Origin of the sequence: Tepidibacter hydrothermalis, assembly GCF_029542625.1 — a bacterium.
Lineage (GTDB): Bacteria > Bacillota > Clostridia > Peptostreptococcales > Peptostreptococcaceae > Tepidibacter_A > Tepidibacter_A hydrothermalis.
Genome location: NZ_CP120733.1, coordinates 121,431 through 144,932, shown reverse-complemented (window position 1 = coordinate 144,932; position 23,502 = coordinate 121,431). Strand labels below are relative to the sequence as shown.

20 protein-coding genes are annotated in these 23,502 nt (G+C 30.0%); 2 read left to right on the top strand and 18 right to left on the bottom strand.

The genetic code is table 11. The annotated features are described in order from the left end of the window. Positions 1-113 precede the first annotated feature (113 nt). Positions 114-1,082, bottom strand: coding sequence for a class II fructose-bisphosphatase (gene glpX / locus P4S50_RS00490; protein WP_277732551.1), 969 nt, complete (start codon positions 1,080-1,082; stop codon positions 114-116). 162 nt (positions 1,083-1,244) lie between these two features. Further along, on the bottom strand, positions 1,245-2,246 hold the full coding sequence (gene glpX / locus P4S50_RS00485) for a class II fructose-bisphosphatase (protein ID WP_277732550.1): 1,002 nt from the start codon (positions 2,244-2,246) through the stop codon (positions 1,245-1,247). A gap of 284 nt (positions 2,247-2,530) precedes the next feature. Here glpX (P4S50_RS00485) and P4S50_RS00480 point away from each other — a divergent pair, with 284 nt between their 5' ends. Beyond that, positions 2,531-3,220 carry a hypothetical protein gene (locus tag P4S50_RS00480; protein ID WP_277732549.1) on the top strand — a complete coding sequence of 230 codons (690 nt, stop codon included), beginning with the start codon at positions 2,531-2,533 and terminating at the stop codon, positions 3,218-3,220. A gap of 61 nt (positions 3,221-3,281) precedes the next feature. Here P4S50_RS00480 and pdxT read toward each other — a convergent pair whose 3' ends face one another. From pdxT to fsa, 6 genes are all read right to left on the bottom strand, one after another. Beyond that, a complete protein-coding gene (gene pdxT, locus P4S50_RS00475; RefSeq protein WP_277732548.1) occupies positions 3,282-3,857 on the bottom strand; it encodes a pyridoxal 5'-phosphate synthase glutaminase subunit PdxT in 576 nt (191 codons plus the stop codon). Position 3,858: 1 nt separating this feature from the next. After that, entirely contained in the window at positions 3,859-4,734 is an 876-nt protein-coding gene (pdxS, locus tag P4S50_RS00470) for a pyridoxal 5'-phosphate synthase lyase subunit PdxS (RefSeq protein ID WP_277732547.1), read from the bottom strand. 233 nt (positions 4,735-4,967) lie between these two features. Next, on the bottom strand, positions 4,968-6,191 hold the full coding sequence (locus tag P4S50_RS00465; RefSeq protein ID WP_277732546.1) for an esterase/lipase family protein: 1,224 nt from the start codon (positions 6,189-6,191) through the stop codon (positions 4,968-4,970). Positions 6,192-6,318: 127 nt separating this feature from the next. Then, positions 6,319-7,191, bottom strand: coding sequence for a hypothetical protein (locus P4S50_RS00460; protein WP_277732545.1), 873 nt, complete (start codon positions 7,189-7,191; stop codon positions 6,319-6,321). A gap of 298 nt (positions 7,192-7,489) precedes the next feature. After that, positions 7,490-8,947 (bottom strand): aminoacyl-histidine dipeptidase, encoded by a 1,458-nt coding sequence (locus P4S50_RS00455; protein WP_277732544.1) that lies wholly within the window; start codon positions 8,945-8,947, stop codon positions 7,490-7,492. A gap of 541 nt (positions 8,948-9,488) precedes the next feature. After that, a complete protein-coding gene (gene fsa, locus P4S50_RS00450) occupies positions 9,489-10,130 on the bottom strand; it encodes a fructose-6-phosphate aldolase (protein ID WP_277732543.1) in 642 nt (213 codons plus the stop codon). Between the two features lie 132 nt (positions 10,131-10,262). On the opposite strand from fsa, the gene P4S50_RS00445 reads away from it, so the two are divergent. Continuing rightward, entirely contained in the window at positions 10,263-10,931 is a 669-nt protein-coding gene (locus P4S50_RS00445) for a hypothetical protein (RefSeq protein ID WP_277732542.1), read from the top strand. A gap of 49 nt (positions 10,932-10,980) precedes the next feature. Here P4S50_RS00445 and P4S50_RS00440 read toward each other — a convergent pair whose 3' ends face one another. From P4S50_RS00440 to P4S50_RS00395, 10 genes are all read right to left on the bottom strand, one after another. Further along, on the bottom strand, positions 10,981-12,174 hold the full coding sequence (locus tag P4S50_RS00440; protein ID WP_277732541.1) for an MFS transporter: 1,194 nt from the start codon (positions 12,172-12,174) through the stop codon (positions 10,981-10,983). A 139-nt stretch (positions 12,175-12,313) separates the two neighbouring features. Further along, the gene (locus P4S50_RS00435; protein ID WP_277732540.1) at positions 12,314-13,351 is read right to left on the bottom strand and encodes a zinc-dependent alcohol dehydrogenase; all 1,038 of its coding nucleotides are present in this window, start codon (positions 13,349-13,351) and stop codon (positions 12,314-12,316) included. Positions 13,352-13,363: 12 nt separating this feature from the next. Next, positions 13,364-13,648 (bottom strand): putative quinol monooxygenase, encoded by a 285-nt coding sequence (locus tag P4S50_RS00430; protein WP_277732539.1) that lies wholly within the window; start codon positions 13,646-13,648, stop codon positions 13,364-13,366. A gap of 31 nt (positions 13,649-13,679) precedes the next feature. Next, positions 13,680-15,602 (bottom strand): oxidoreductase, encoded by a 1,923-nt coding sequence (locus tag P4S50_RS00425; RefSeq protein WP_277732538.1) that lies wholly within the window; start codon positions 15,600-15,602, stop codon positions 13,680-13,682. A 254-nt stretch (positions 15,603-15,856) separates the two neighbouring features. Continuing rightward, positions 15,857-17,824 (bottom strand): sigma-54 interaction domain-containing protein, encoded by a 1,968-nt coding sequence (locus P4S50_RS00420; protein WP_277732537.1) that lies wholly within the window; start codon positions 17,822-17,824, stop codon positions 15,857-15,859. A gap of 472 nt (positions 17,825-18,296) precedes the next feature. Continuing rightward, positions 18,297-18,935, bottom strand: coding sequence for a COG3904 family protein (locus P4S50_RS00415; protein ID WP_277732536.1), 639 nt, complete (start codon positions 18,933-18,935; stop codon positions 18,297-18,299). Between the two features lie 477 nt (positions 18,936-19,412). Then, the gene (locus P4S50_RS00410) at positions 19,413-20,786 is read right to left on the bottom strand and encodes a TolC family protein (protein ID WP_277732535.1); all 1,374 of its coding nucleotides are present in this window, start codon (positions 20,784-20,786) and stop codon (positions 19,413-19,415) included. A 2-nt stretch (positions 20,787-20,788) separates the two neighbouring features. Then, positions 20,789-21,280, bottom strand: a complete 492-nt coding sequence (locus P4S50_RS00405) for a MarR family winged helix-turn-helix transcriptional regulator (RefSeq protein ID WP_277732534.1) — start codon at positions 21,278-21,280, stop codon at positions 20,789-20,791. Next, positions 21,258-22,385 (bottom strand): ABC transporter permease, encoded by a 1,128-nt coding sequence (locus P4S50_RS00400; protein WP_277732533.1) that lies wholly within the window; start codon positions 22,383-22,385, stop codon positions 21,258-21,260. The genes P4S50_RS00405 and P4S50_RS00400 overlap by 23 nt, the downstream gene beginning before the upstream one ends. Beyond that, positions 22,369-23,496: an ABC transporter permease gene (locus tag P4S50_RS00395; RefSeq protein WP_277732532.1), complete on the bottom strand. Its 1,128-nt coding sequence runs from the start codon at positions 23,494-23,496 to the stop codon at positions 22,369-22,371. The genes P4S50_RS00400 and P4S50_RS00395 overlap by 17 nt, the downstream gene beginning before the upstream one ends. Positions 23,497-23,502: the final 6 nt, after the last annotated feature.

Genomic DNA, 23,502 nt, shown 5'->3' with positions numbered 1-23,502 from the left:
TGCTTAATTTTCATACCTTACATTATTTACCATAATAAAAAAAGAGAGATTAAATCTCTCTTTTTTATTATAAACAAATATTGATTTATTATACTTGAGTATATTGAAATAACTTATTTTGCATAGCTAGGTTTTTTTTCTAATCTGTGTATAGCTTCTATAAATCTTATAGTTCCAGTTTCCGATCTCATTACTACAGAATGAGTTTGAGCAGTTTTATTACCTTTATATATAACTCCTTTTAAAAACTCACCGTCTGTTATACCTGTAGCTGCAAAATATACTTCATTTCCTTTTACTAAGTCTTCCATTGTAAGAATTTTTTTATGGTCAATTCCCATATCTATGCATCTTTTTTCCTCTGCCTCTTCAAAAGGAACAAGTCTACCTTGGAAATCTCCTCCCATACATTTAAGTGCTGCTGCTGCTAGTACTCCTTCTGGAGCACCTCCGATTCCTACCATCATATCTATTCCTGTACCTTCAAAACAAGTAGCCATGGCAGCTCCTACATCACCTTCATTGAATAGTTTTATTCTAACTCCTGCCGCTCTACATTCTTGTATTAATTTAGAATGTCTCTCACGATCTAGCATAGTAACTGTTAAATCTTCCATTCTCTTATTAAGTACATTAGATAATATATTTAAATTATAGCCAACAGGATTGTCTAGTTTTACAAGTCCTTTAGCCTTTGGTCCAACAGCAATTTTGTCCATATACATATCTGGTGCATTAAGTAAGCATCCTTTAGGAGCAAGGGCAACTACTGCAATAGCATTAGGAAGTCCTTTTGCAACACAGTTAGTTCCATCTAAAGGATCTACAGCTATATCAACTTTAATAGCATCTTTTGAACAGCTTCCTATTTTTTCTCCGATATAAAGCATAGGTGCTTCATCCATTTCCCCCTCGCCTATAACTACTTCTCCATCTATGTCAATAGTATCAAATACTTTTCTCATTCCATCAACAGCCGCTTGATCTGCTATATTCTTATCTCCTCTACCTAAAAACTTAGATCCTCCAATAGCAGCAGCTTCTGTAACTCTAACTAAATTTATAGCCAAATTTCTATCCATACTAAATTCCCCCTTTTAAGTATATCACAATATATATAATATGTTACACTACTTAAAAAGTCAACCTATTCCACTTGTATGCCCTATAATTTTTTTGAACAACGAATCGTGTAGGAATCGTTGGCTACATGAGTCAGTGAGTAGCGACTAGATGAATTTTATCTATATGTTTCCGTATTTCTCCATAAGTTCTTCTATTACATTACTTTTATCAAGTCTGTGAACAGCCTCAACAAATCTTATCGTTCCAGTTTTAGATCTCATAACTACAGAGTGTGTTTTTATTCTATTTTCATCATAACAGATAGCTCCTTTTAAAAGCTCTCCTTCTGTTATTCCTGTTGCTGCAAAGAATAACTCGTCTCCTTTAGCAAGATCATCAAGTAATAATGTTTTTCCTATAGTCTCATCATCAAGTCCAAGATCATAACATCTAGTTTTTTCTTCCTCACTCATAGGATGAAGAATTCCTTGCATATCTCCGCCCATACATTTTACAGCTGCTGCAGTTATTACACCCTCAGGTGCTCCACCTATTCCCATTAATATATCAACACCAGTATCTTCAAAACAAGTTGCGATACCAGTAGCCACATCTCCATCTCCAAACATTTTTATTCTAGCTCCAAGTCTTCTTACCTCAGCAACTATGTCATCATGTCTTTCTCTATCTTGTATTATAACTGTCATATCACAAATATCTTTATTTAGCGCTTTTGCAACTCTTGTCATATTATTTTCTATTGAATCATTTATGTCTATGCATCCCTTAGCTTTAGGTCCTACTATCATCTTCTTCATATATGTGTCTGGTGCATGAAGCAGACATCCTTTTTTAGCCATGGCAATTACAGCAATAGCATTAGGAAGTCCCTTAGCTATTAATGAAGTTCCATCTAAAGGATCAACCGCAATATCAACTTCCATATCACTTTCAGTTCCACATCCAACCTTTTCACCTATATAAAGCATCGGTGCCTCATCAAGCTCTCCTTCACCAATAACAACTTCTCCTCTTACCTTAATACTAGAAAAAGCCTTTCTCATACCTTCAACAGCAGCTCCATCTGCTCCGTTCTTATCACCTTTTCCCATAAATCTAACACTAGCAAGTGCAGCAGTCTCCGTAACCCTAACAATCTCCAAAGCTAAATTTCTATCCATAATCAACTTCCTCCCGTTAAATACAAATTTCACTTTAATTATACAGTATATTTAAACATTTTGTAAAGATATATGTTATATTTTTTATTATTTACGTTATATTTCTTTTCTTTTTCATTTAATATATCACTAATATTTAATCTATTTATACTTATTAGTACTTAACATTCAAAAAAAATAGCCAATTGTGCAGTAAATTCATTATTGTAATCCAACTGTAACCTTCTTAAATAATCTATGTTATAAAATAAAATCAAACTATATACGTAAAAGGAGTTTAAATTATGAAAAATCTAAAGAAAGTATCATGTATAATAATATTTTTACTATCTTTATTATCAGTTGGATGTAGTAACAATGATGTTGTCAACTCTAATGATGTAGACAAAAGTTCAAAACAAGAAAATATATCAAGTAATAATTCTTATGAAGTTGAATCTGTTACTAATACATTTAAAACTAAGATTTATGAGGAATATGTAGATTTAGAAATTACATACCCTCAAGTAAAGGGACTAGAAGATAAAGATTTAGAAAATACAATTAACAAAACTATAAAAAATAAATTTCTAAGCTATAATGAAGTTTTTGCTGCAGAATGCAATGTTATTGATGAAAGCTTAGAAATAGCATCAAAAACAGATAATATTTTAAGTATCAGATATAAATTTGTAAATAAACCTGATGATGTTGAGTTCCATAAAGAAATCGATATTAATATCAATATGAAAAACGGAAAATTAATATACCCAGATAACTTATTTAAATCTGAAGAATCTGTAGAAAAAGTAAAATCAATCGTGGATGAGATTATTAAAAATGAAAATTTAAATGTTGAAAATCCAATTGGTAATGAAAATACATATGAAGATGTATATTTTACAGATAAAAACCTGGTAATTTATAATATTAATGATGAAAACACTGAAATTAAAGTTCCTTTAGATGAAATATCAGACTATATAAATATCTAAAAAAACTTTACTCTACAACACAAGGCTGTGAGTTTATACATAAACTCACAGCCTTCTATATTTATATTCTATTTGTCATATTTATAAAGTATTCATGAAAAGTTGTATCATCCGTTAGTTCTGGATGAAAAGAAGTTGCAAGCATATTTTTCTGACGTACCGCTACAATATTATTATCAACTGAGTGAAGCAAATCAACATCTTCACTTGCACCTACAATATACGGAGCTCTTATAAACACCATAGGGATTTCTTTATCACTTACCCCTTTAATTAGCTCTTTATTAATGAAACTATCTAGTTGAGAACCATATGCGTTTCGTCTTACTTTTATATCCATAACTTTAAGATGAGCATCTTCATCACCGTCTAGTTCTTTTGCAAGTAAGATCATTCCAGCACATGTTCCCCATACCGGCAGACCATTGTTTATTTTATTTATTAAAACTTCTTTTATTTTAAAATCATCAAGTAGTTTTCCCATTGCCGTACTTTCCCCACCAGGTAAAATAATTCCGTCAATATCGTCTAGCTGTTCACTTTTTCTTATTTCAATAGCTTCATGTCCTATAGATTTAATCATATTTATATGTTCTTCAAATGCACCTTGAAGTGCTAAAACACCAATTTTTTTCATTTTAGTACCCTCTATTAGCCATTCTTTCTTCTTTGTCTATTGAATAAACATTGATTCCAACCATTGCTTCCCCAAGATTCTCTGATACTTCAGCTAGTATCTTTGGATCATTATAATGTGTAACAGCCTTAACTATAGCACTAGCTCTTTTTCTAGGATCTCCTGATTTAAATATCCCAGATCCAACAAATACTCCATCACAACCAAGCTGCATCATCATTGCGGCATCAGCAGGAGTAGCAACTCCACCAGCTGCAAAATTTATAACAGGAAGTTTTCCATGTTCATGAATATACTCGACTAAATGAATAGGAGCTTGTAGTTCTTTAGCAGCATTCATTAATTCTTCCTTTGATAGACCTTGAATTCTTCTAATTTCAGAGTTCATCATTCTCATATGTTTGACAGCTTCTATAACATCTCCTGTTCCAGGCTCACCTTTAGTTCTAATCATCGATGCACCTTCTCCAAGTCTTCTCAAAGCTTCACCTAAGTTTTTAGCTCCACAAACAAAAGGAATTTTGAAATCTTTTTTATCAATATGAAGAGTAGGATCAGCAGGTGTTAAAACTTCGCTTTCGTCTATGTAATCTACTTCTAAAGCTTCAAGTATCTGAGCTTCTACAAAATGTCCTATTCTTACCTTTGCCATAACCGGAATAGAAACAGCTTCTTTAATTCCCTTTATCATTTGTGGATCTGAAGCCCTTGCAACTCCACCATCTTTTCTAATATCAGCAGGAACTCTCTCTAGAGCCATAACAGCACAAGCACCTGCTTCTTCAGCAATCTTTGCTTCTTCTGGATTAGTAACATCCATTATAACTCCACCTTTTAGCATTTGAGCCAAATTCTTATTTAATTCATATCTACTCATATTAACTCCCCCTTTATAATTATACCCATACAATAATTACAGGTTTTCCCTTTTCTAATGTTATTGTCTCATATTGTATCGCATACAATCAATACAATCACATAAATTTGTACATTTTTTACAATTGTATCAATACAATTTTGCAAAACTAGTAAAAAAATAAGCACTGTGAAATCACTAAGTTTTAGTGATTTTAACAGTGCTTATTTTTACTTTGCTTTTAAATTATATCTTTATTTAGATAAACGTCCTAAAAACTGTGCATATTCTTTGTACCATTCGCCTTTTTTCAATACAGTACCTACTCCTACGATTTCTTCATGGTCTACTGAATCAAGTATTCCCATATGGTTCCACTTTCCTTTTGGAACATCTTTATTATATTTATTGTACTTTACAATTTCATCTTTAGATCCTATTTTTGGTCCATTCATTGAAATTGTATTTACTACTCCATCATTTTGGAACCATTTCTTATCTATTTCTACCTTACCTTCAACATCTTGAGTATATCTTCCCATATGAATTGAAAAAGGTACAAGCATTGGAGACATTCCAATCTCTGGATAGTGATTTCCTGTAATAATTCCTTCTTTAGTTTCTTCTGTTGACCAAGAGAAATAATATATATTTGGTTGAGCATCAACCCAACTATTTAATTCTTTAGCTCCATCCGGACTTAAATCCCATGCACTAATATCTTTAGTGTCTGACCATATGTTACTATTAAATACTCTTTCAACATAGTCCATATAGGATTCGTCTGGATTCATTTTAAGATTCCATTGATCTAATTTAAAATCATAAACAGGCTTGTCATAAATTCCTGCTTGTGCTGCAACTAATCCAATAATCTGTTGAGCATAAGGAACTATTCCCATAACACCATATGTTAAAGTTGTTCCATCATGAGGAGTTGAAATAGAAGTAACTGAGTGAACAAACGAATTATTTCCTACAAATAATGGGGATAACTCTTTTTTATCAATTGCCATCTTTATATCTTCTTCAGTTGCATTTTTGCCTAAAACAGCTTCAATTTCCTCTTGTGAGGCCACCTCAAGTAATTGAGCAAACACTCTAACTGTTTGTCCTCCCATACTATGAGAAAGTAAATGAATTTTATTAATTTCCCCAGTTTGTGGATTAACTTCACCTAATTGAGGATAAACACCTGAATAAGTTCTTCCATATCTGCTATGACCATATTTTTCACTATGATACTTACCGTAATCAACAGTTCCACCTTTTATATAAGCATATAACTCACAGGCTCTATCCCAGTTACTTGCAAAAGGACTCACTGTTGCTGTATAAGTTTCATATCCATTGTCATTTAGTATTTCTTCAAAATCTTCACTTATACCACCCCAATAAGGCATTCCTAGAACTTCATCTCTTCCCCAGCCAGCAAAGCCATGGACTAAAACTATAGGATAATTGTTTTTTCTAGTCATTAAAATCACTCCTTAATTTAAATTTATAGAGCCTTTATTGCTCTACACATTTAAATATGGAAATTTTAATTCAAAAAGTTCAGTAATATTTCAAAAAAAATAAATGGTATTAAAATACCATTTAAAATTAAAAAGGAAGTATATCTATTTCTAATGAATCTGCTATTTCTATAATGTCATAAAAATAAATATCATCTTTAGCCCATATATAAATACTTACACTATCATAATTGACTTTATATATCTCCCATTTACTTATTCTTTTTGTTAATACTAAAAAATTGGCAAGTTTATTTGTGTTTTCCATATCTCCAAGTACAGTAATATATATTTCTTTATCTGAAGAAGATACCTTCTCAATTTTTTTATTTAAAGCATTATCTTCTTTAGGTTTTCTCTCCTCTATCTTTGTAAATAACCTACTTAAGTAATCCATGGCTAATACCATCATGCCTATATCACTATGTAATTCTTTTAACTTTCTAGATCTTGGTTTATTTTTTCTTAATAATTCAATTAAATAACTTACTTCTTCTTTCATATTTTTATAATTCTTTCCTATAGATTCTGATAATTCTTCCATTAATATTGTATATAATATATCAGAATTTTCATCATCCGTGTTTTCATTATCATTAAAATCAAAATCTAATAAGTCTCTTATAACAGATCTAGTGTTCTCTTTGTTTTTAAGTGAACTTATAGGTAAATTAATATTATTATGCGGATTTGTAAATATATTTTGATTTTTAAAGTTTATTTCTTCCTCAGTTGAGTTTTTGTAATGTACTAAATTACTTGTATTATCATCATTATTACCTTGTTCTTGATTAATATCTAATTCAGAATCGAAATAATCATTTTTTTCATCAGAATTAGATATGCTTTGATATAATTTTTTAAACTCATCAAACTCAGAAGATGATTTTTCACCTGAGTTTAAGTCTAATGAATAATTTTTTAATGTATTTTTTATATATCCTATATTTTGTTTTTCCATAAAATTTTCTCCTTTTAGGAAATCGAATTATTTGTGTCACAATGGATAAAGTCAATCAAATATGTAAATATCAATTCCGTTATCCTTATTATAATTATAGTAAATTAAAGGATATCCACTGTCAATATTATAAAAATAAACATGTAAGAAAATTTGCTTCATGCTAAGGTATAACTCATTCCTCCAACGATCTCTAACAGCATCCGTTGCTTAAAATATTTGCAAGTGTAGTTCCTTTATCAATACTATGCATAAAAAAAAGAGCAGATCGATTATAAATCGATTTGCCCTTTATAAATTAGCGCATTTCTTTTAAAACATCCAATAAATATTCCCAAGTTCTTTGAGTAGACGAAATACTTAAATGCTCATTTGCTGTATGTACATCAAACATATCTGGACCAAAAGAAACCATATCCAAATCTTTGTTTTTTTCTTTAAACAAACCACATTCAAGGCCTGCATGAATAGCTGATACCTCAGGAGATTTACCATATTTTTGTTGATATACTTTTTCAAATAGTTGACGTAATTTAGAGTCAGGATCATATGCCCATTCTGGATAATCTGCGCTTTCTATTAATTCACAACCTAATAGATCTGCAATCATTTTTGCTTGATTTAATATATTGTATTTTAAACTTTGTACAGAACTTCTTATAGAGCTCTCAAAGATTACTTTTGTATCTGTTGTCGTTATAATAGCTAAGTTCATTGAGCTCTCCACTAAATTTTTCATTTCCATGTTCATACTTTGTACCCCGTGTGGAATCAATACTAATGATGCAATAGCTTTTTTCATCGTTTCTTTTGAAAATACTTTTGAAGTATTATCTTCACATTTTTCAAGTTTTACTGCTACACCTTTGTCTGAAGCTCTAAGTTCATTTTTTAAAATAGTATCCCACTTATTTATTTTTTCTGTTAATTTTATAGAATCATTAGGATTAATACAAATAACAGTAGTGGTTTCTCTAGGAATTACATTATGTTTTGATCCACCGTCTATTGATTTTATAGAATAATCAAAATCACTAGATAGATCATTTAGAATTCTTCCCATTAATTTGTTTGAATTTCCTCTTCCCTTATCAATATCGGAACCAGAGTGACCACTAGACAGCCCACTAATATTTATAGTATACGAGATATCATTTTTATTTACATCTTCCCAGCTTACAGGAAGTATTTGTCTTGTTGTTATACCACCCGCACAGCTTACTAAAAGTTGTCCTTCTTCTTCTGAATCTATATTGATTAAAAATTTTCCATCAAGATGTTTTGGATCTAGTCCTACAGCTCCATCCATACCCGTTTCTTCTTCTACTGTAACTAAAACTTCAAGAGGAGGATGTGGAATATCATCAGATGTAAGTAGTGCAAGTGCATAAGCTACAGCAATACCATCATCAGCACCAAGTGTTGTATCTGTAGCGTAGATCATATCATCTATTATTCTTAATTTAAGAGGATCTTTTTTAAAATCATGTACTGTACCTTTATTTTTTTCACACACCATATCCATATGACCTTGAATTATAACAGTAGGTGCATTTTCATATCCAGCAGTTGCTGGTTTTTTAATAATTACATTTAGTACATCATCTTGTACAACTTCTAGATTATGTTTTTTTGCAATAGCAACTAAATAATCACTGATTGCTTTTTCATTTCCAGAACCTCTAGGAATGTTAGACATTTCTTCAAAATATTCAAAAACAGATGACGGATTTAAATTGACTAAAACATTACTCATAAAAATCATCCTTTCTTAATTAAGTTTCACTTTATATTTCTATACTAAAAATAGTATATTATAATCTTATTTAGAGTAAAATTTTAACATTTATTGCATTGAGTCCAATATAAAAGTAGAACCCAAATTGTACTACATGCTCTCTTTACTTAGTTTGTGTACAACCCTTATATAAATATATTCTGCTTTTATAAAATTATTCTTCCTTTCATCAAAATTTCTTTATTGTAGAAATGAGTTCCAATGTAGGTTCAAAATCATCTAATTTTCTACTCATAAAAAATATTTTTTTCTTAAGCTGGTAAACTAAAAAATGCTGGTTATTGAAATGTTAGCTACTTTTTCGTTAATATTTTTCTATAAAACTTAGATTGTGCTGTTAAAATATCTGTTAAGAAACTTCATTGTCTGACCAACGGGAGTTCATGAAGTTTTAGGATATTTTATAAAGCAAAATCTTTAGTTTTATGAAAATTTTAACTAAGTAGCGGTATTTCAATAATCAGCATTTTCGCTCAATCACTTAACTAAAAAATATTTTTTACTTAACCCCTTCCCAATCCTTTAAGAATCTCTCAATTCCAAGATCAGTCATAGGATGCTTTAACATCTGTACAAATATTTTGTATGGTATAGTAGCTATATCAGCTCCTGCAAGAGCAGATTGCTTAACATGCTCAGTATGTCTTATACTTGCAGATATTATCTCAGTTTCTATTCCATGAATATCGAATATATCAGATATTTCCCTTATTAAATCTGCACCAATATGACCTATATCATCTAGTCTTCCAACAAATGGGCTTACATAAGTAGCTCCTGCTTTAGCAGCAAGTAAAGCTTGATTTGCAGAGAATACTAAAGTAACATTAGTTTTTATTCCATTAGATGACATATGCTTTACAGCCTTTAGTCCTTCTTTAGTCATAGGAATCTTTATAACTATATTAGGATGAATCTTAACAAGCTCATCAGCTTCCTTAATCATACCCTCAGCCTCTAAAGATATTACCTCAGCAGATATCGGTCCATCTACTATACTAGTTATCTCTTTAACTACCTCTTTAAAATCTCTTCCTTCTTTAGCTATTAAAGATGGATTAGTAGTAACTCCTTCAATAACTCCCCAATCATTTATCTCTCTTATCTCATCAACATTAGCTGTGTCTATAAATAATTTCATAAAATCAACTCCTTACATGTAATCGTTTTCATATTCTATTTTAACATATATTAACTTGTCCTATATATATTTATTTGAATATCGGGCATACTAATCTAAAACGGATATATTTTACAATCAAGGAGGTTTACCATGAGAAAATTATCTTTCTTTCTTTTACTTGTATTTGTATTATTTAATACAATAGCGTGCTTTGATTTTTCACCTTCATACCAAGCACCAGACCCCAATGCAGTGGAAAAAGAAAAAATCAAAGATACTCCAGCACAAACAAGAGCTCAATCAAAAAACGAAACTCTTAAAATTGCAGATCAAGATATAACACTGGACTTTAACTTATACGATGATTCTAATCTTGAATTTACAACATATATACCACAAGACATGTTAGCAAATTCTAAAGAAGGTGATTTTTTAACAGTATATGCCAACTTTAATAACGAAAAAAACAAAAAAGCAAAAGTAACTTTCTTCTCACCAATAAAAACAGTATCATCAAATTTAGAAAACATGACCAAAGTAGCAAGAGATAGTGTTACAGAAGACGGATTTGAAACAACAGACCAAACAATCAACGACTATACACTTATAGAAGATTCTGATGAAGAATTTGATATAATAAAAAAACAAGAAAATAAGACTGATACAATAGGAAAAGTATCAATATTTAATCACAATGAAAGGATGTACTATGCAATAGTTCAATACCCACGAGACCTAGAAAAAGAATTTCTTCCTAGAGTTCAAAAAATAATAAATGATATGATGTTCTACGATGAACAATTTGAAGAAAATAAATAAATCAAAAGACCTCCGAAATAAACGGAGGTTTTTGATTTTAAATTTCACTTTATGAAACTTTATTTACATTTGATAATTTATACTCTACATTTTTCTTAATATTTGAAGCACTTATACAACATATTATTAATGATAATGGAATCATTGCATATGCAGCTTGCACTCCAACAATATCATTAAGTATTCCTATACAAAAACTTACTGCTGTTGATACAAGATATGAAAACATTAATATTACTCCTGTTATATATGAAACATTCTTCTTAAATACATCCCCTACTGTTGTTAAAATAGTTCCAAAAATTAAAGCAAAGAATATAGCTGAACATGATATCACTATCAGACCACCCTTACCCATAAATAGACCTATTGAAGTTGATATACATGAAAGAAGAGAGAATACTATTATACTCTTTAGATATCCCACTTTTTCTGCAACAAACCCTCCAGCTAATCTACCTAGAGTTATAACTCCAAAGAATAATGATACATAAAATCCTCTAGCATCTGGATTAAAAGAATATGCTTCATTCATATAGTTTCCAAACCAGTTTCCAGTTCCCATTTCAGATGCCAAGTAAAATCCAAGACAACCAATATATAACCATACCATCTTATCTTTTAAAACGTCCATAAGATTGATTTTTTCATTAGACTCAGATCCTAAATTTTCACTTTCTGGAATCTTAATAAACATAAGATATACGAATAAAACAGCAGAAAATGCCATCATAAAACCAAAGAAATTTCTCCAGTCATATCCTTGTAATAAAAGCTTACCAGATACTTTTTGTATAACTGTAGCACTAGCTCCATATGTAAATGCGATCATATTCATAAGAACAGCAGTAGATGCTACTGGTAGAGCTGGTCCCAGTGTACTTACTACAACTCCAAACATAGCAACACCTGCATTAACTCCAAATAATGATGCAATTATTGCAAAATAACTCTTACTTATTAACAATAAGCCTAACGAACCTATAGTAAGTATAAATCCAAGTTGTAAAACCTTTTTCTTTCCATATTTCTCAATAAGTATTCCACCTACGAATTGAAATACAGCAAAAGACAACATACTTATTATTAGAAAATATCCTATCTGTGTATTATTAATTCCGAATTCCATCTTTAAGCTAGGTATAACTATCCCCTTAAAATTATCACTCATAGCTTGTATTACATATAGCATGAATAATAAAAATACTACTAATCCAGTTTTATTTTGTCCTTTATTAGTCATTTTCGCCCTCCCTTATTTTTTTATATACTAAGATATTATAATTTATTAAAAAAGCTACACTTGAGACTATTTTTAATCAACAAACCTTGAAAGGATGGTTGGCGACATGAATCACCGCGTTAGCAAGTAGACGAATTTTTTACTCCATATCTACTAATATTTTTAATACACTTCTATCAGTTTTTAATCTTTCAAATGCTTGTGCTATATCTTCTAGCTGTACCACTGTAGTTTTATAATCTTCTAAATTGAATCTGTTATGTTTAACTAATGTAATAGATTCTGCTAAATCATTTTTTGCACCTGCTACAGTTCCTACCATAGATAATTCTTTAATTATAACTTCAAATGGCTTATACCCAACCATACAATCCTCTTTTGCAAGTCCAAATGCAACTATTCTACCACCTGGTCTTACTAGCTTGAATGTTTGCTCATAAGTAACAGGAAGACCAACTGATTCTATAACAACATCGCCACCTCTTCCTTCAGTTAAGCTCTTAACCTCATCATACATACCTTCACCGCTTTTTATAACATAATCCGTTCCTAATTCTTTTGCTTTTTCCATTCTTTTATCATCAAGACCAACTACGATTATAGGTGCAGCTCCACATATTTTAGCCATTTGAACGTGTATAAGTGCAATAGCTCCATCTCCAATGATTACAACGCTCTCAGCAAACTTTATATTATATTTTTTTGCTGAACGTACTACACATGAAATAGGCTCTAATAATGCAGCATCTTTAAAATCCATCTCATCAGGAATTTCATATATCATATGTTCTGGTATAGCAACGTATTCAGCAAAAGCTCCATCTATATGTATTCCTAATTGCTCCATTTGTTCACACATAAGAGGTTGATCTTGTCTACAGTAAAAGCAAGTTCCACAGCTGAAATTAATATCTGCAACTACCTTTTCTCCACCTTTAAATCTGTTTACATTTTTTCCTACAGCTTCAATCGTTCCTGAGAATTCATGTCCTGCAATTAAAGGTAATTTATCCTTTGAATATACTCCATTATAAATATGCATGTCTGTTCCACATATTCCACAATATTTTACCTTTACAAGAACTTCATTTTCTTTAATCTCAGGTATATTAACCTCTTGAACTTCAATTTTTCCAGGCTCTAAAAACATAGCGCCTCTCATTTGCTTTTTATTCATTTATTTCTCCCCCTATACTAATTTGTATAAATTTACCTCAGTTTCACTCTCTTGTAAATCTCTTAATTTAGGAACTATTTCAACAAAATGAGAAGCATTTACATGCTTATCTATAGCATCTTGATTTTTCCACTCTTCTACAAAAGTAATAATCTTAGGATTGTTTATATCCTCGTATAATTTATAAGAAATACATCCCTCTTCTTTTTTTGTTTCCTCTATTAATGTTTGTGCATATTCCTTGAATTTAGCTATATTTTCCTCTTTCACTATACCCTTTGCTATTATTGTAATCATACCCATATCTCCTTTTTAGTTAAATTTGATTCTATATTTCTAAAGCTGCCTTATATCCTTCATTTACTGCATCTAAAATAGTTCTTACCTTTAGTGAATCTCCTATAAGTCTTATATTCTTATATTCTTCTTTTATACTTTCAAATAATTTATTATTTGGTCTTGAACCAGATGCCATAATAACCGTATCTATATTTTCAATAACTATTTCTTCTTCATCTGAAGAAACTACAACCTTATTATTTCCTATTTCTTGTACTTGTGTATTAGTCATAATATTTATATTTAATGTATCTAATGATTCCATTAAGAAGAATCTTACTCCAGGCTCACATTCCCTTGCTATTTCACCAGTTAATTCAACTAAAGTTACATTCTTAGAATGTCTTGCTAAATGTTCAGCTGTTTCAGCCCCTACAAGACCTCCTCCTACTATTAATGCATTTTGTTCAACTTCAACCTTTGAAGATAAAACATCATTAGAATTTACAACCATATCACTATCAGCACCTTTAATTGGTGGGATAAATGGATTAGCTCCTGTTGCCACTATAATATGATCTGGATTTTCTTTTTTTAATAAAGCTTCATCAACTTCTGTATTTAGGTGAACATTAACTTTAAGTTTCTCTAATTGAGTCTTTTGCCATACTACAAATGAAGTTATCTCAGATTTAGTAGGTGGTACTGATGCTAGTAACAGCTGACCCCCAAGTTCATTATTTTTCTCAAACAAGTGAACTTCATGACCACGTTTTCTAGCTACAATAGCAGCTTCCATACCACCAGGGCCTCCACCTATTACAAATATTTTTTTCTTATCTTCAGCTTGTGATATACTTAGTGCTTTTTCATTTCCAGTCATAGGATTTACTACGCAATTCACTGGTAAATCTTTAGAAAGCATTCCTGAACATCCTTGTCTACATCCTATACACTCAATTATTTCATCAAATCTTCCCTCTTTAGCTTTATTAGGTAATTCTGGATCTGATAAAGAAGCTCTTGCCATACCTATCATATCTGCTTTTTCCGATAATAATATGCCTTCTGCTAAGAATGGATTATTAATACGTCCTGATGTAATTACTGGAATTGATACTACAGATTTAAACTCCTTAGCAAAATCTGCTTCCCATCCATGTTTTACAGCTGCAGGAGCTGTTATATGAAAACCACTTGCGTATACTCCTACAGAAACATCTATTGCACTAACTCCCGCATCTTCTAACATTTTTACTATAACCTTTGTATCTTCTATAGTTAATCCATTTTCTATTAATTCATCCGCTGAAATTCTATACATTATAGGATAATCTTCTCCTACTTTTGATTTAATATTTTCAATTACTTCAAGAGCAAATCTAGCTCTATTCATTAAATTACCACCATATTTATCCACTCTTTTATTAGAAAAAGGTGACATAAACTGATTAATTAAATATCCATGAGCTCCTTGTATCTCAACAGCATCAAAGCCAGCCTTTTTAGCTCTAAGAGCTGCATCTCCAAACTCTTCTACTATTACCTTTATCTCTTCTTCTGTTAAAGGATGTGGCATTTCTCCTATAACTGGATCTGGAATAGCTGATGGAGCTACTATTTTCATTCCTGTAAGTGAACTGCTAGTTTCTCTTCCTGCATGTATTATTTGAAGAGCTATCTTTGCTCCATGCTTATGAACTCTCTTTGTTAATTCTTTATTCGATTCCATTTGCTCATCATTCCACATACATCCCATGTATTTGAATCCTCTACCAGCTGGAGTTATAGCATAGTTTTCAGTTACTATAAGTCCAAAACCGCCTTTTGCTTTTGCTTCATGATAATCAATAAATCTTTCTGTAATAGTTCCATCCTCATTACAAAGACTTACAACCATAGGGGGCACTACAAATCTATTTTTAATTTCTAAATTCCCTATCCTTATTGGTTCAAATACTTTCTTTAGCATATTTATTCCTCCAATATAATTTATTATTTAACAATTCTTAATATAAGCAATAACTATGCCAATATTATATTTTTATATTAAAAGAATATTTATTTAAATTTCTTTATTACTTCTTTATGTAATATCAATGTTTCCATTGTGTTTTTTGTATTCTAATAAATTTTGTTTACATTTATTATTTTTTATTTTTATATAAAAAAACGTCTCACAAGTGACACATGTTTCATATCCATGTGTCATTTGTGAGACATTAATTAATTCCTATAATTTTTATAATCTATATTCAACTTTTTTAATTTTCTATAGATCTTACTTCTACTAAAACCTAATTCCTCTGCTGATTTTTTTATATTTCCATTGTTTTTTTCTAAAATCTTTATTATAAATTCTTTTTCATTATTTCTTATAGAACTTTCATAATCATTTTTTTTCATATCAGTACTAGAGAAAATTTTCTCTGGAAAATGTTTATTCTGTATATAATCTTCTTGACATAGATTCATCCCTCGCTCTAAAACATTGCTAAGTTCTCTTACATTTCCGGGCCATTCATAGCAGTTTAATAAGTTCTGAGAATCCTTATTCAAACCTTTTACTTTTTTATTTAACTTTTTATTAAACTCTTTTATAAAACATTCAACGAGAGCCTCAATATCTTCTTTTCTTTCTCTTAAAGGAGGTATATATATATTCAATACATTAAGTCTATAATAAAGATCTAATCTAAAAGAATTTTCAAGTACCATATCCTCTAAATTCCTATGAGTAGCAGCAATTATCCTTACATCTATTTTTTTAGGATGTTTCCCTCCTACCCTATAAACTTCCTTACTTTGAATTACTCTTAAAAGAGATGTTTGAACTTCAAGTGGCATATCTCCTATCTCATCTAAAAATATAGTTCCTCCATTTGCAAGCTCAAATTTTCCTGGGTTTCCCTCTTTTTTAGATCCTGTAAAAGATCCCCCTTCATAGCCAAAGAGTTCACTTTCTATAAGACCACTAGGTATTGATCCGCAATTGATAGCTATAAATGGCTTATTTTTTCTTTTACTTGCATCGTGAATAGAATGTGCCACTAATTCTTTTCCTGTACCACTTTCGCCCGATATTAATACATTTGAAAAACTATTTGACGCTATCTTAGCAAAATCTATAGTTGCCTTCATAATATTTGATTTAGCTATAATATCTTCAAATTTATAACGAGCTGTTGATCCTATCATTTTGTTAACTAAATTATGTACTTCCTGAACTTCTTTTAATATTACTACTAATCCGTTTATATTCTTTTCATTCCATATAAGTGATATAGATAAAATACAATTTAATATACTTCCTGAACTAAGTTTTAATTTTTTTTCTTTATTTACTATATCTTTTTTAGATTTAATAATAGACTCTAAGTCTATATCATCCTTTATATAATTTCGTATATCATCTTTTATATAACTTTTTTTGATATCAAGATCTGCAAGTTTTAAAGCTTTTTCATTTATACTTATAATTTTTCCATTAGTATCTAGTATGATTATTCCCTCTGATATACTTTGAAATGCTTTTTCTCTTTGTATTATTAAATTTTGCTTTTCTTTTAATTCACTTTCAATAATAATTTGTCTCTCAATAGCTCCGGCAGCTGCAGTAACCATACTAAGAATATGAGGATTAGCATCTTCTAAAATACATGAAATACTCAAACAACCTATTAAATTCCCTTCCCTATCATGGACTGGACAAGCTGAACAACTAAGATTATGATTTTCTAGTGCAAAGTGCTCAGGTCCCAAAATTTGTATTGCCTTATCTAAGTATATAGTAGTTCCTATAGCATTTGTTCCTATGTATTCTTCTTTACATAAAGCTCTCTTTTTATGAACTTTAATTTTTTCAATATCTTCTTCATCGCCTATAACTTCTAATACACAGCAACTTTTATCTGCGACTATTACAGTGCATCCAGATCCCTTAAATGAATTATATAAATTTCTCATATAAGGAACAGCAGATTTTATAAAGTTTTTGCTTCTTTTGGTTTTTTTTATAAATTTTTCCTCTGATATATATATAGGATCATTATGTTGTAGATTTACATTGTTAGCAAGACTTCTAGCCCATGATTCAACAATAAAATCTTTAATTTTATCACTAGGTTTTATTCCTTTAAATACAAAGTTTTCCCACTCTTTATAAATATAATTCATCTTTTTTATATCAAACATATAAATATCTAGTTTAATGAACTATTAAACTAAACATTTCACCACCTTTCACAAAAATCACTATATTTATTTCCTTAAATCAAAAAATATAATTAAGAATTAATTGTTAATTTCAATTTTACTATCTAATTCAAGTCGTTTATGCAATAATCTATTTGTAAAAAAGTTCTTCTTTAAAAGAATCTTAAAATGTAAACGTTTTTGAAACTCATAACTAAAATTATATCTATCCATAGCCTAAAGATGAATATAATTTTCTATTCCTTATAAATAATTTGTTTTTTGTTTTGATTCTTTTTTATTATACACTAATAGATTATTTTAATGATGGGTTTGATATAATAAAAAAATCTACATTTAAAATTTTAAATGTAGATTTTTTTAAAACTCATAACGAAATTATACTTATTCAAAATTTAAAGAGAAATATAATTTCTTATTCATTATAAAAAACAAAGCTATATTTTTTATTTTAATCTTTCTTTATAATTGGCTCAGTTAGCATATTATACTTTAATATTTCTTCATTTTTCATATTATAAATATCATCAGCAGGTGCTGCATAAATTGTATACCAATAAAAATCATCTGTTCCAAGCATTTCTTCTATATATTTTCTGTTCATCTCATGCTCAGGACTATCTTTTGGAATATCTTTTGCTTCTTTCCCTAATGAATCACTCCATGAATGAACTCCTATTATTGCTCCATCTTCCATAGTTCTTTTATTTCCTGCAAGAAAGAAATCCGTTCCCCCTGAAGCTATCGAACTATCTTTTGTTAAGTATGTATTTAGTCCTTTTTCACGAACCCACTTTGCCATAGGAAAATTTGATTCATCATCTATAGATCCTGGAACCTCTCCCATTACAATAGTTTTCACTTTAGGATTTTCTGATATAACCTTTTTCAGTTGATCAGGAGTTTTAGTATTAATTATACCATTCATATAAACCTTATCTCCATCTACCTCAAATTTAGTTGTTTCCTTCAAATTCATAAAAGTTACAATAGCACCCATTCTTAAATCAGGATTAAATGCAAACAAAGCACCCGATCCAATAATTAATGTAATCAAAGTAATTAAAGCAATTTTAATTTTCTTATTCATCAATATTCCTCCAAAGTTTTTTAATATAATATTAATTATGAAGCAACACCCTTAACACCGTATTAAAATAACCTTAAATTTACATTAAATTACTTCCTCTTTTAGAAATATGATTTTCTCTATTATCTACCAACTAAAAAATATCTGTAATCAAAATGTTAGATAATGATTTAAATGTTTTCTTTTTCTTACACTCTCACACTCTGAAAATATAATTTTTTTATTAGCTTATAATTCAAAAAAATGCTGATTATTGAAATGTTAGCTACTTTTCTGTTAATGGTTTACTATAAAACTTAGATTATGACGTTTAAATATCCGTTAAAAAAGTTCTTTGTCTAAGCAAAGCGAGTTTAAGAACTTTTAGGATATTTAATAAGTCATGATCTTTAGTTTTATTAAAACATTAACTAAGTAGCGGTATTTCAATGATCAGCATTTTTCGCTCAAGCAGCTAACTAAAAATAATCTATATTTCTAATAACTACCTATATCATTTAAATATTTATCCCTAGCCAAATTATAATTAAATATAACCTCTATAACCTTCTCCTCTATATCAGCAAGTCTTTCTTGAGCCGCAATAACCTCAACCATAGTACCTGCCATATCTTGAAGATCTGCATTCTTTATAACAGTAGTTTCAAATCCATATCCCTCTTTATATCTGTACTCAGCTATTTCAAGAGATTCTTTAGCATTTTCGACTACCCCCTCTGTATAAGCTAACATATCAGCAGTAGCTTCTACAGATTCATAAGATTGCATTATACTAGCTTCAACTTCCTTAGCTGCACTATCTATAGTTACCTTTGACTTTTCCATCTTTATTTTAGCTTCCTTATACTGATAAGTATTGTCTGGATACTGACCAGATGTAAGTTCAAAGTTCAATTTATCAACTAAGTACTGAGCTTGGGCTTTTCTTATCTCTATTCTTTTCTCACTACCTTGTTTTAATCCCGCTTCCAAATCAGCTTCTAGTTTTGTAGTAGTGAAGTCTTGAACTAAATTTATATTTTTATCAAGATCTACATTCATAACCTTCTTAAGCTCTATTTCTGCATTCTTTCTATTCATACAAGCTTTTCTATAATCTACATTCATAAGATTAACTTGAGCTTGAGATAATAAAACATCATCTTTAGCCTTCATTCCAGCATCATATGCATTCTTTGCCATGTTGTATTGAGCAGTAGCTCTTTCAAGAGCTATTTTCTTAAGATTTTCTATCTTCTCAGTCTTTATTACTTCATAATATTTTTGACGAGTAAGAAGTCCTATCTGCTTTTGAGCAATCAAATATCCATCCTTTGTAACCTCATTTTGAAGATCTGCCATAGTAGTCATAAGCTCAGTTGTAGAATTAACAGCCAATACTCTATCTACATCTATATTTAACTTATTAGCTATAACTGAGTTGGCATCTTCTATAGCTAAATCCATAGATCCTTCTCCACCCTTAAGACCCTCTTCTACCTTTTGTTTCTGACCTTCTAATACTTTTTTCTGTTCAGGAGGTAATAAAGGATTAGATAGTGCCGCATTTATCTGACTTAATATATCCCTCGCATCATCAAGTTTATCCTGTCCTTTATTTATCTTTCTCTCATTATGTTTAGCTCTATCTAAAGATAAATCTGCAGCTTCTAGATCTACCTGAAGTCCTTTTAATATATAGTTATTTTCAGTTGCAATCTGTATAGCATCATCCAAAGTCAAATTTAAATTCTTCTCATCTTTTTTTATTTCTTCCTTTATATTTTCTTGTCCATATGAATTAAAAGCTGTACTCATAGGAGTTAAAACAAGCGCTGCAGATATTGCCACGGAAATAATTTTTTTATTCATTTTTATTCCTCCTCACTAAAACTCTTCACTATGTCATTTTGAAGCTTTTCAAGTAATGTATTTAATTGCTCTTTTTCTTCAATACTTAGCCCACTAGTCATTTGCCTACTAAAGTCAATATGAGTATCTTTTATATTATCAAATAATTTTCTTCCCTTATCTGTAAGATAGGCTATAGAAGATCTTCTATCTTTAGGGTTAAGTTTTTTTTCTACTAACCCCTCTTTTCCCATTCTATCTATAAGACCTGTCATATTTGCCCTCGTTACAAACAACTTATCCCCTATTTCAGATAAAGCCATTCCGTTTTCTGAGTATGAAAGTAACAGTAGAATATGGAATTTTGATTCAGATATGCCATGGTGTGCAAATAAGTTGTTATAAATGAACCTCATCATCTCAACACTTTTTAATAAATTAATTATAGTTCTTCCAGACATATCCTCTATAAAATCATAACTCTCTAAAAAATTAAACAGCTCCTTGTTGTTCACTTATATCACCTCGATTATCATTTTTAAATGTGCGTTTAAATAAGTTATATCCAATCAAAGCCCATACACACCCAAATACTATAAGACACATTATGTCTTTTGTAAATATACTTACAGGGGTACTCTTTACTAGGATATCTCTTATAGGTGCTACAGCATATATCAAAGGCCATATCATTTTTATTACATATGAAAGAACAACAGGAGTTTGCTCTACAGGCCATGCGTATCCAGCAGTTAAAAAAGTAGGCATAGATAAAAGCATGGTAAATTGCGTAACCTTAAGCTTATCTTTGAATAAAGCTCCTATTATCATTCCAGGTCCAACCAGTGTCAATATGAATATTGTTGCATATAAGAATGCATACCATAATGAACCTGTAAAATTCACATGGAATATATTCTTTAAAATCAGAGCACATAACACATATGTTAAGCTTGCAGCAGTAGCATAGACGATTGATTTCATAAATATATTTTCTTTATCATCAATTATTGCAGGAATAAATGCTGACAAGAACAATTGTTGGACGAATACCAGTATTATACCAGGCATAATATAACCTTTGTAAGTGTACTTAGCATCGTATAATACCCTAGATTCGAAATTGAATATTTTAGCTAAATCATAAGAAGTCTTAGGATCTATTCCCTTTGCTTGAAGTATCTTTATATTTATACCTGCATTTAAAGTAGCAAGTATCTCCGATGCAGATGATAAAGCTGTATTTCCTACAGTTATATTACTTTCATCTATTATAAGAGCTACGCTAGATGATTTTTGCTTCTTTATATCTTTATTAAAATCCTTAGGTATATAAATACCCATATGAGACTCTCTAGAATCTATAGAATATTTTAGTTCTTCAAATGAATGAACTCTAGAAGATATATAATATCTCTCATTATTTTCAAATTCATTTACTATCATTCTGGAAGAAGATGAATTATCCATATCAAGTACCACTATAGGTATATCATTCAAATAGTCCTTCATATAAACTCCTCCAAAGAGCAAGGTGAACAATAAAGGTCCTAAAACTAATATAACCATGTTTTTAGGTTGCTTGAAAAATTTCATAATCTCATTAGTTAACTTCAACAATTTCACCTTCTCCCGAGCTCTTTTTCTTACTAATTCTACTTTCTCTAAGTATCTCAACTAATATAGCTAACACAAAAAATAAAGCAGATACAAGTAGTAAATATCTTATATCCTTAGCATAGTTTATAACATATCCCTTAAGCATTAAATCTCTTAAATTATCTGCATAATGGTAAAGAGGTATATACTTTCCTATAAATTTATATCCATTGGGCATACCTATTAAAGGGTATGTGTATCCTATCATAATACTATTAGGTAAAAAAAGTACAGCTGCTGCCTGAGATGCCTTTACCTTATCCCATACTACTGATGATATAAAGATTGCAATAGTAGATATACTCATACAAAATACAAAGGTAAGAAGCATAAGCTGTTTAATACTACCTCTAAATGGAACATCAAATATCCCAATCTGTATATATATATTTAACATAAATGATATAAATCCAAGAATAGTATATACTAATATTTTTGATCCTAAATAAGTGACCATACTTCTTCTTTTTTCCCTATCTATACTAACAGAAGCTGCTATAACAAGACCCACTTGAACCATCGATGCCATAAATCCAGGCATCAAATAATTAGTATAATTTCTCGTTGGATTAAACATCAATCTAGATTGTATGCTTATAGATGATACAATCTTTTTAGCTTGATCATAAGGAAGATTAAGCTTTGCCTGAAGCACCTTTATCAAAGCTCCTCCTTTTATAGTCATCAGTGTTTCTGATGCTTGAGCCTTTGCAAATGAAGTATACGAAAGCTGACTTCCATCATATACAGTCAATATCGTAGGAGATTTGTACTCCTTTAAATCTTTATAAAAATCGTCTGGAATCACAAGTCCAAATCTAACTTTATTTTCAGCAATTAACGTCTCTATATCATACGGACTATCTACATAATACTTAACATCAAATGTTTGATTATCATCAAAATAACTTACTATACTTCTAGAAAACTGAGTATTGTCTCCAAGATATACTGCCGTAGGTATTTCTTTTAATTGATGATCTGAGAACATATAGCAAAGCATCACATTTACAACTAAAGGCGTTATGAATATTAAGCTAAATGCCATCATATATTTCTTTATTTTATTCAACAACAT

Coding starts and splice junctions, on each gene's coding strand:
- P4S50_RS00455 (WP_277732544.1), bottom strand. CDS start 8,947: ATGAGTAATGTTTTAGTCAATTTAAATCCGTCATCTGTTTTTGAATAT.
- P4S50_RS00425 (WP_277732538.1), bottom strand. CDS start 15,602: ATGCTAAAGAAAGTATTTGAACCAATAAGGATAGGGAATTTAGAAATT.
- pdxS (WP_277732547.1), bottom strand. CDS start 4,734: ATGAGTAGATATGAATTAAATAAGAATTTGGCTCAAATGCTAAAAGGT.
- P4S50_RS00445 (WP_277732542.1), top strand. CDS start 10,263: ATGAGAAAATTATCTTTCTTTCTTTTACTTGTATTTGTATTATTTAAT.
- P4S50_RS00440 (WP_277732541.1), bottom strand. CDS start 12,174: ATGACTAATAAAGGACAAAATAAAACTGGATTAGTAGTATTTTTATTA.
- glpX (WP_277732551.1), bottom strand. CDS start 1,082: ATGGATAGAAATTTGGCTATAAATTTAGTTAGAGTTACAGAAGCTGCT.
- fsa (WP_277732543.1), bottom strand. CDS start 10,130: ATGAAATTATTTATAGACACAGCTAATGTTGATGAGATAAGAGAGATA.
- P4S50_RS00465 (WP_277732546.1), bottom strand. CDS start 6,191: ATGACTAGAAAAAACAATTATCCTATAGTTTTAGTCCATGGCTTTGCT.
- P4S50_RS00410 (WP_277732535.1), bottom strand. CDS start 20,786: ATGAATAAAAAAATTATTTCCGTGGCAATATCTGCAGCGCTTGTTTTA.
- P4S50_RS00460 (WP_277732545.1), bottom strand. CDS start 7,191: ATGGAAAAACAAAATATAGGATATATAAAAAATACATTAAAAAATTAT.
- P4S50_RS00435 (WP_277732540.1), bottom strand. CDS start 13,351: ATGAATAAAAAGCAAATGAGAGGCGCTATGTTTTTAGAGCCTGGAAAA.
- P4S50_RS00420 (WP_277732537.1), bottom strand. CDS start 17,824: ATGTTTGATATAAAAAAGATGAATTATATTTATAAAGAGTGGGAAAAC.
- pdxT (WP_277732548.1), bottom strand. CDS start 3,857: ATGAAAAAAATTGGTGTTTTAGCACTTCAAGGTGCATTTGAAGAACAT.
- glpX (WP_277732550.1), bottom strand. CDS start 2,246: ATGGATAGAAATTTAGCTTTGGAGATTGTTAGGGTTACGGAGACTGCT.
- P4S50_RS00480 (WP_277732549.1), top strand. CDS start 2,531: ATGAAAAATCTAAAGAAAGTATCATGTATAATAATATTTTTACTATCT.
- P4S50_RS00415 (WP_277732536.1), bottom strand. CDS start 18,935: ATGAATAAGAAAATTAAAATTGCTTTAATTACTTTGATTACATTAATT.
- P4S50_RS00430 (WP_277732539.1), bottom strand. CDS start 13,648: ATGATTACAATAATAGCAAAGGGTATAGTGAAAGAGGAAAATATAGCT.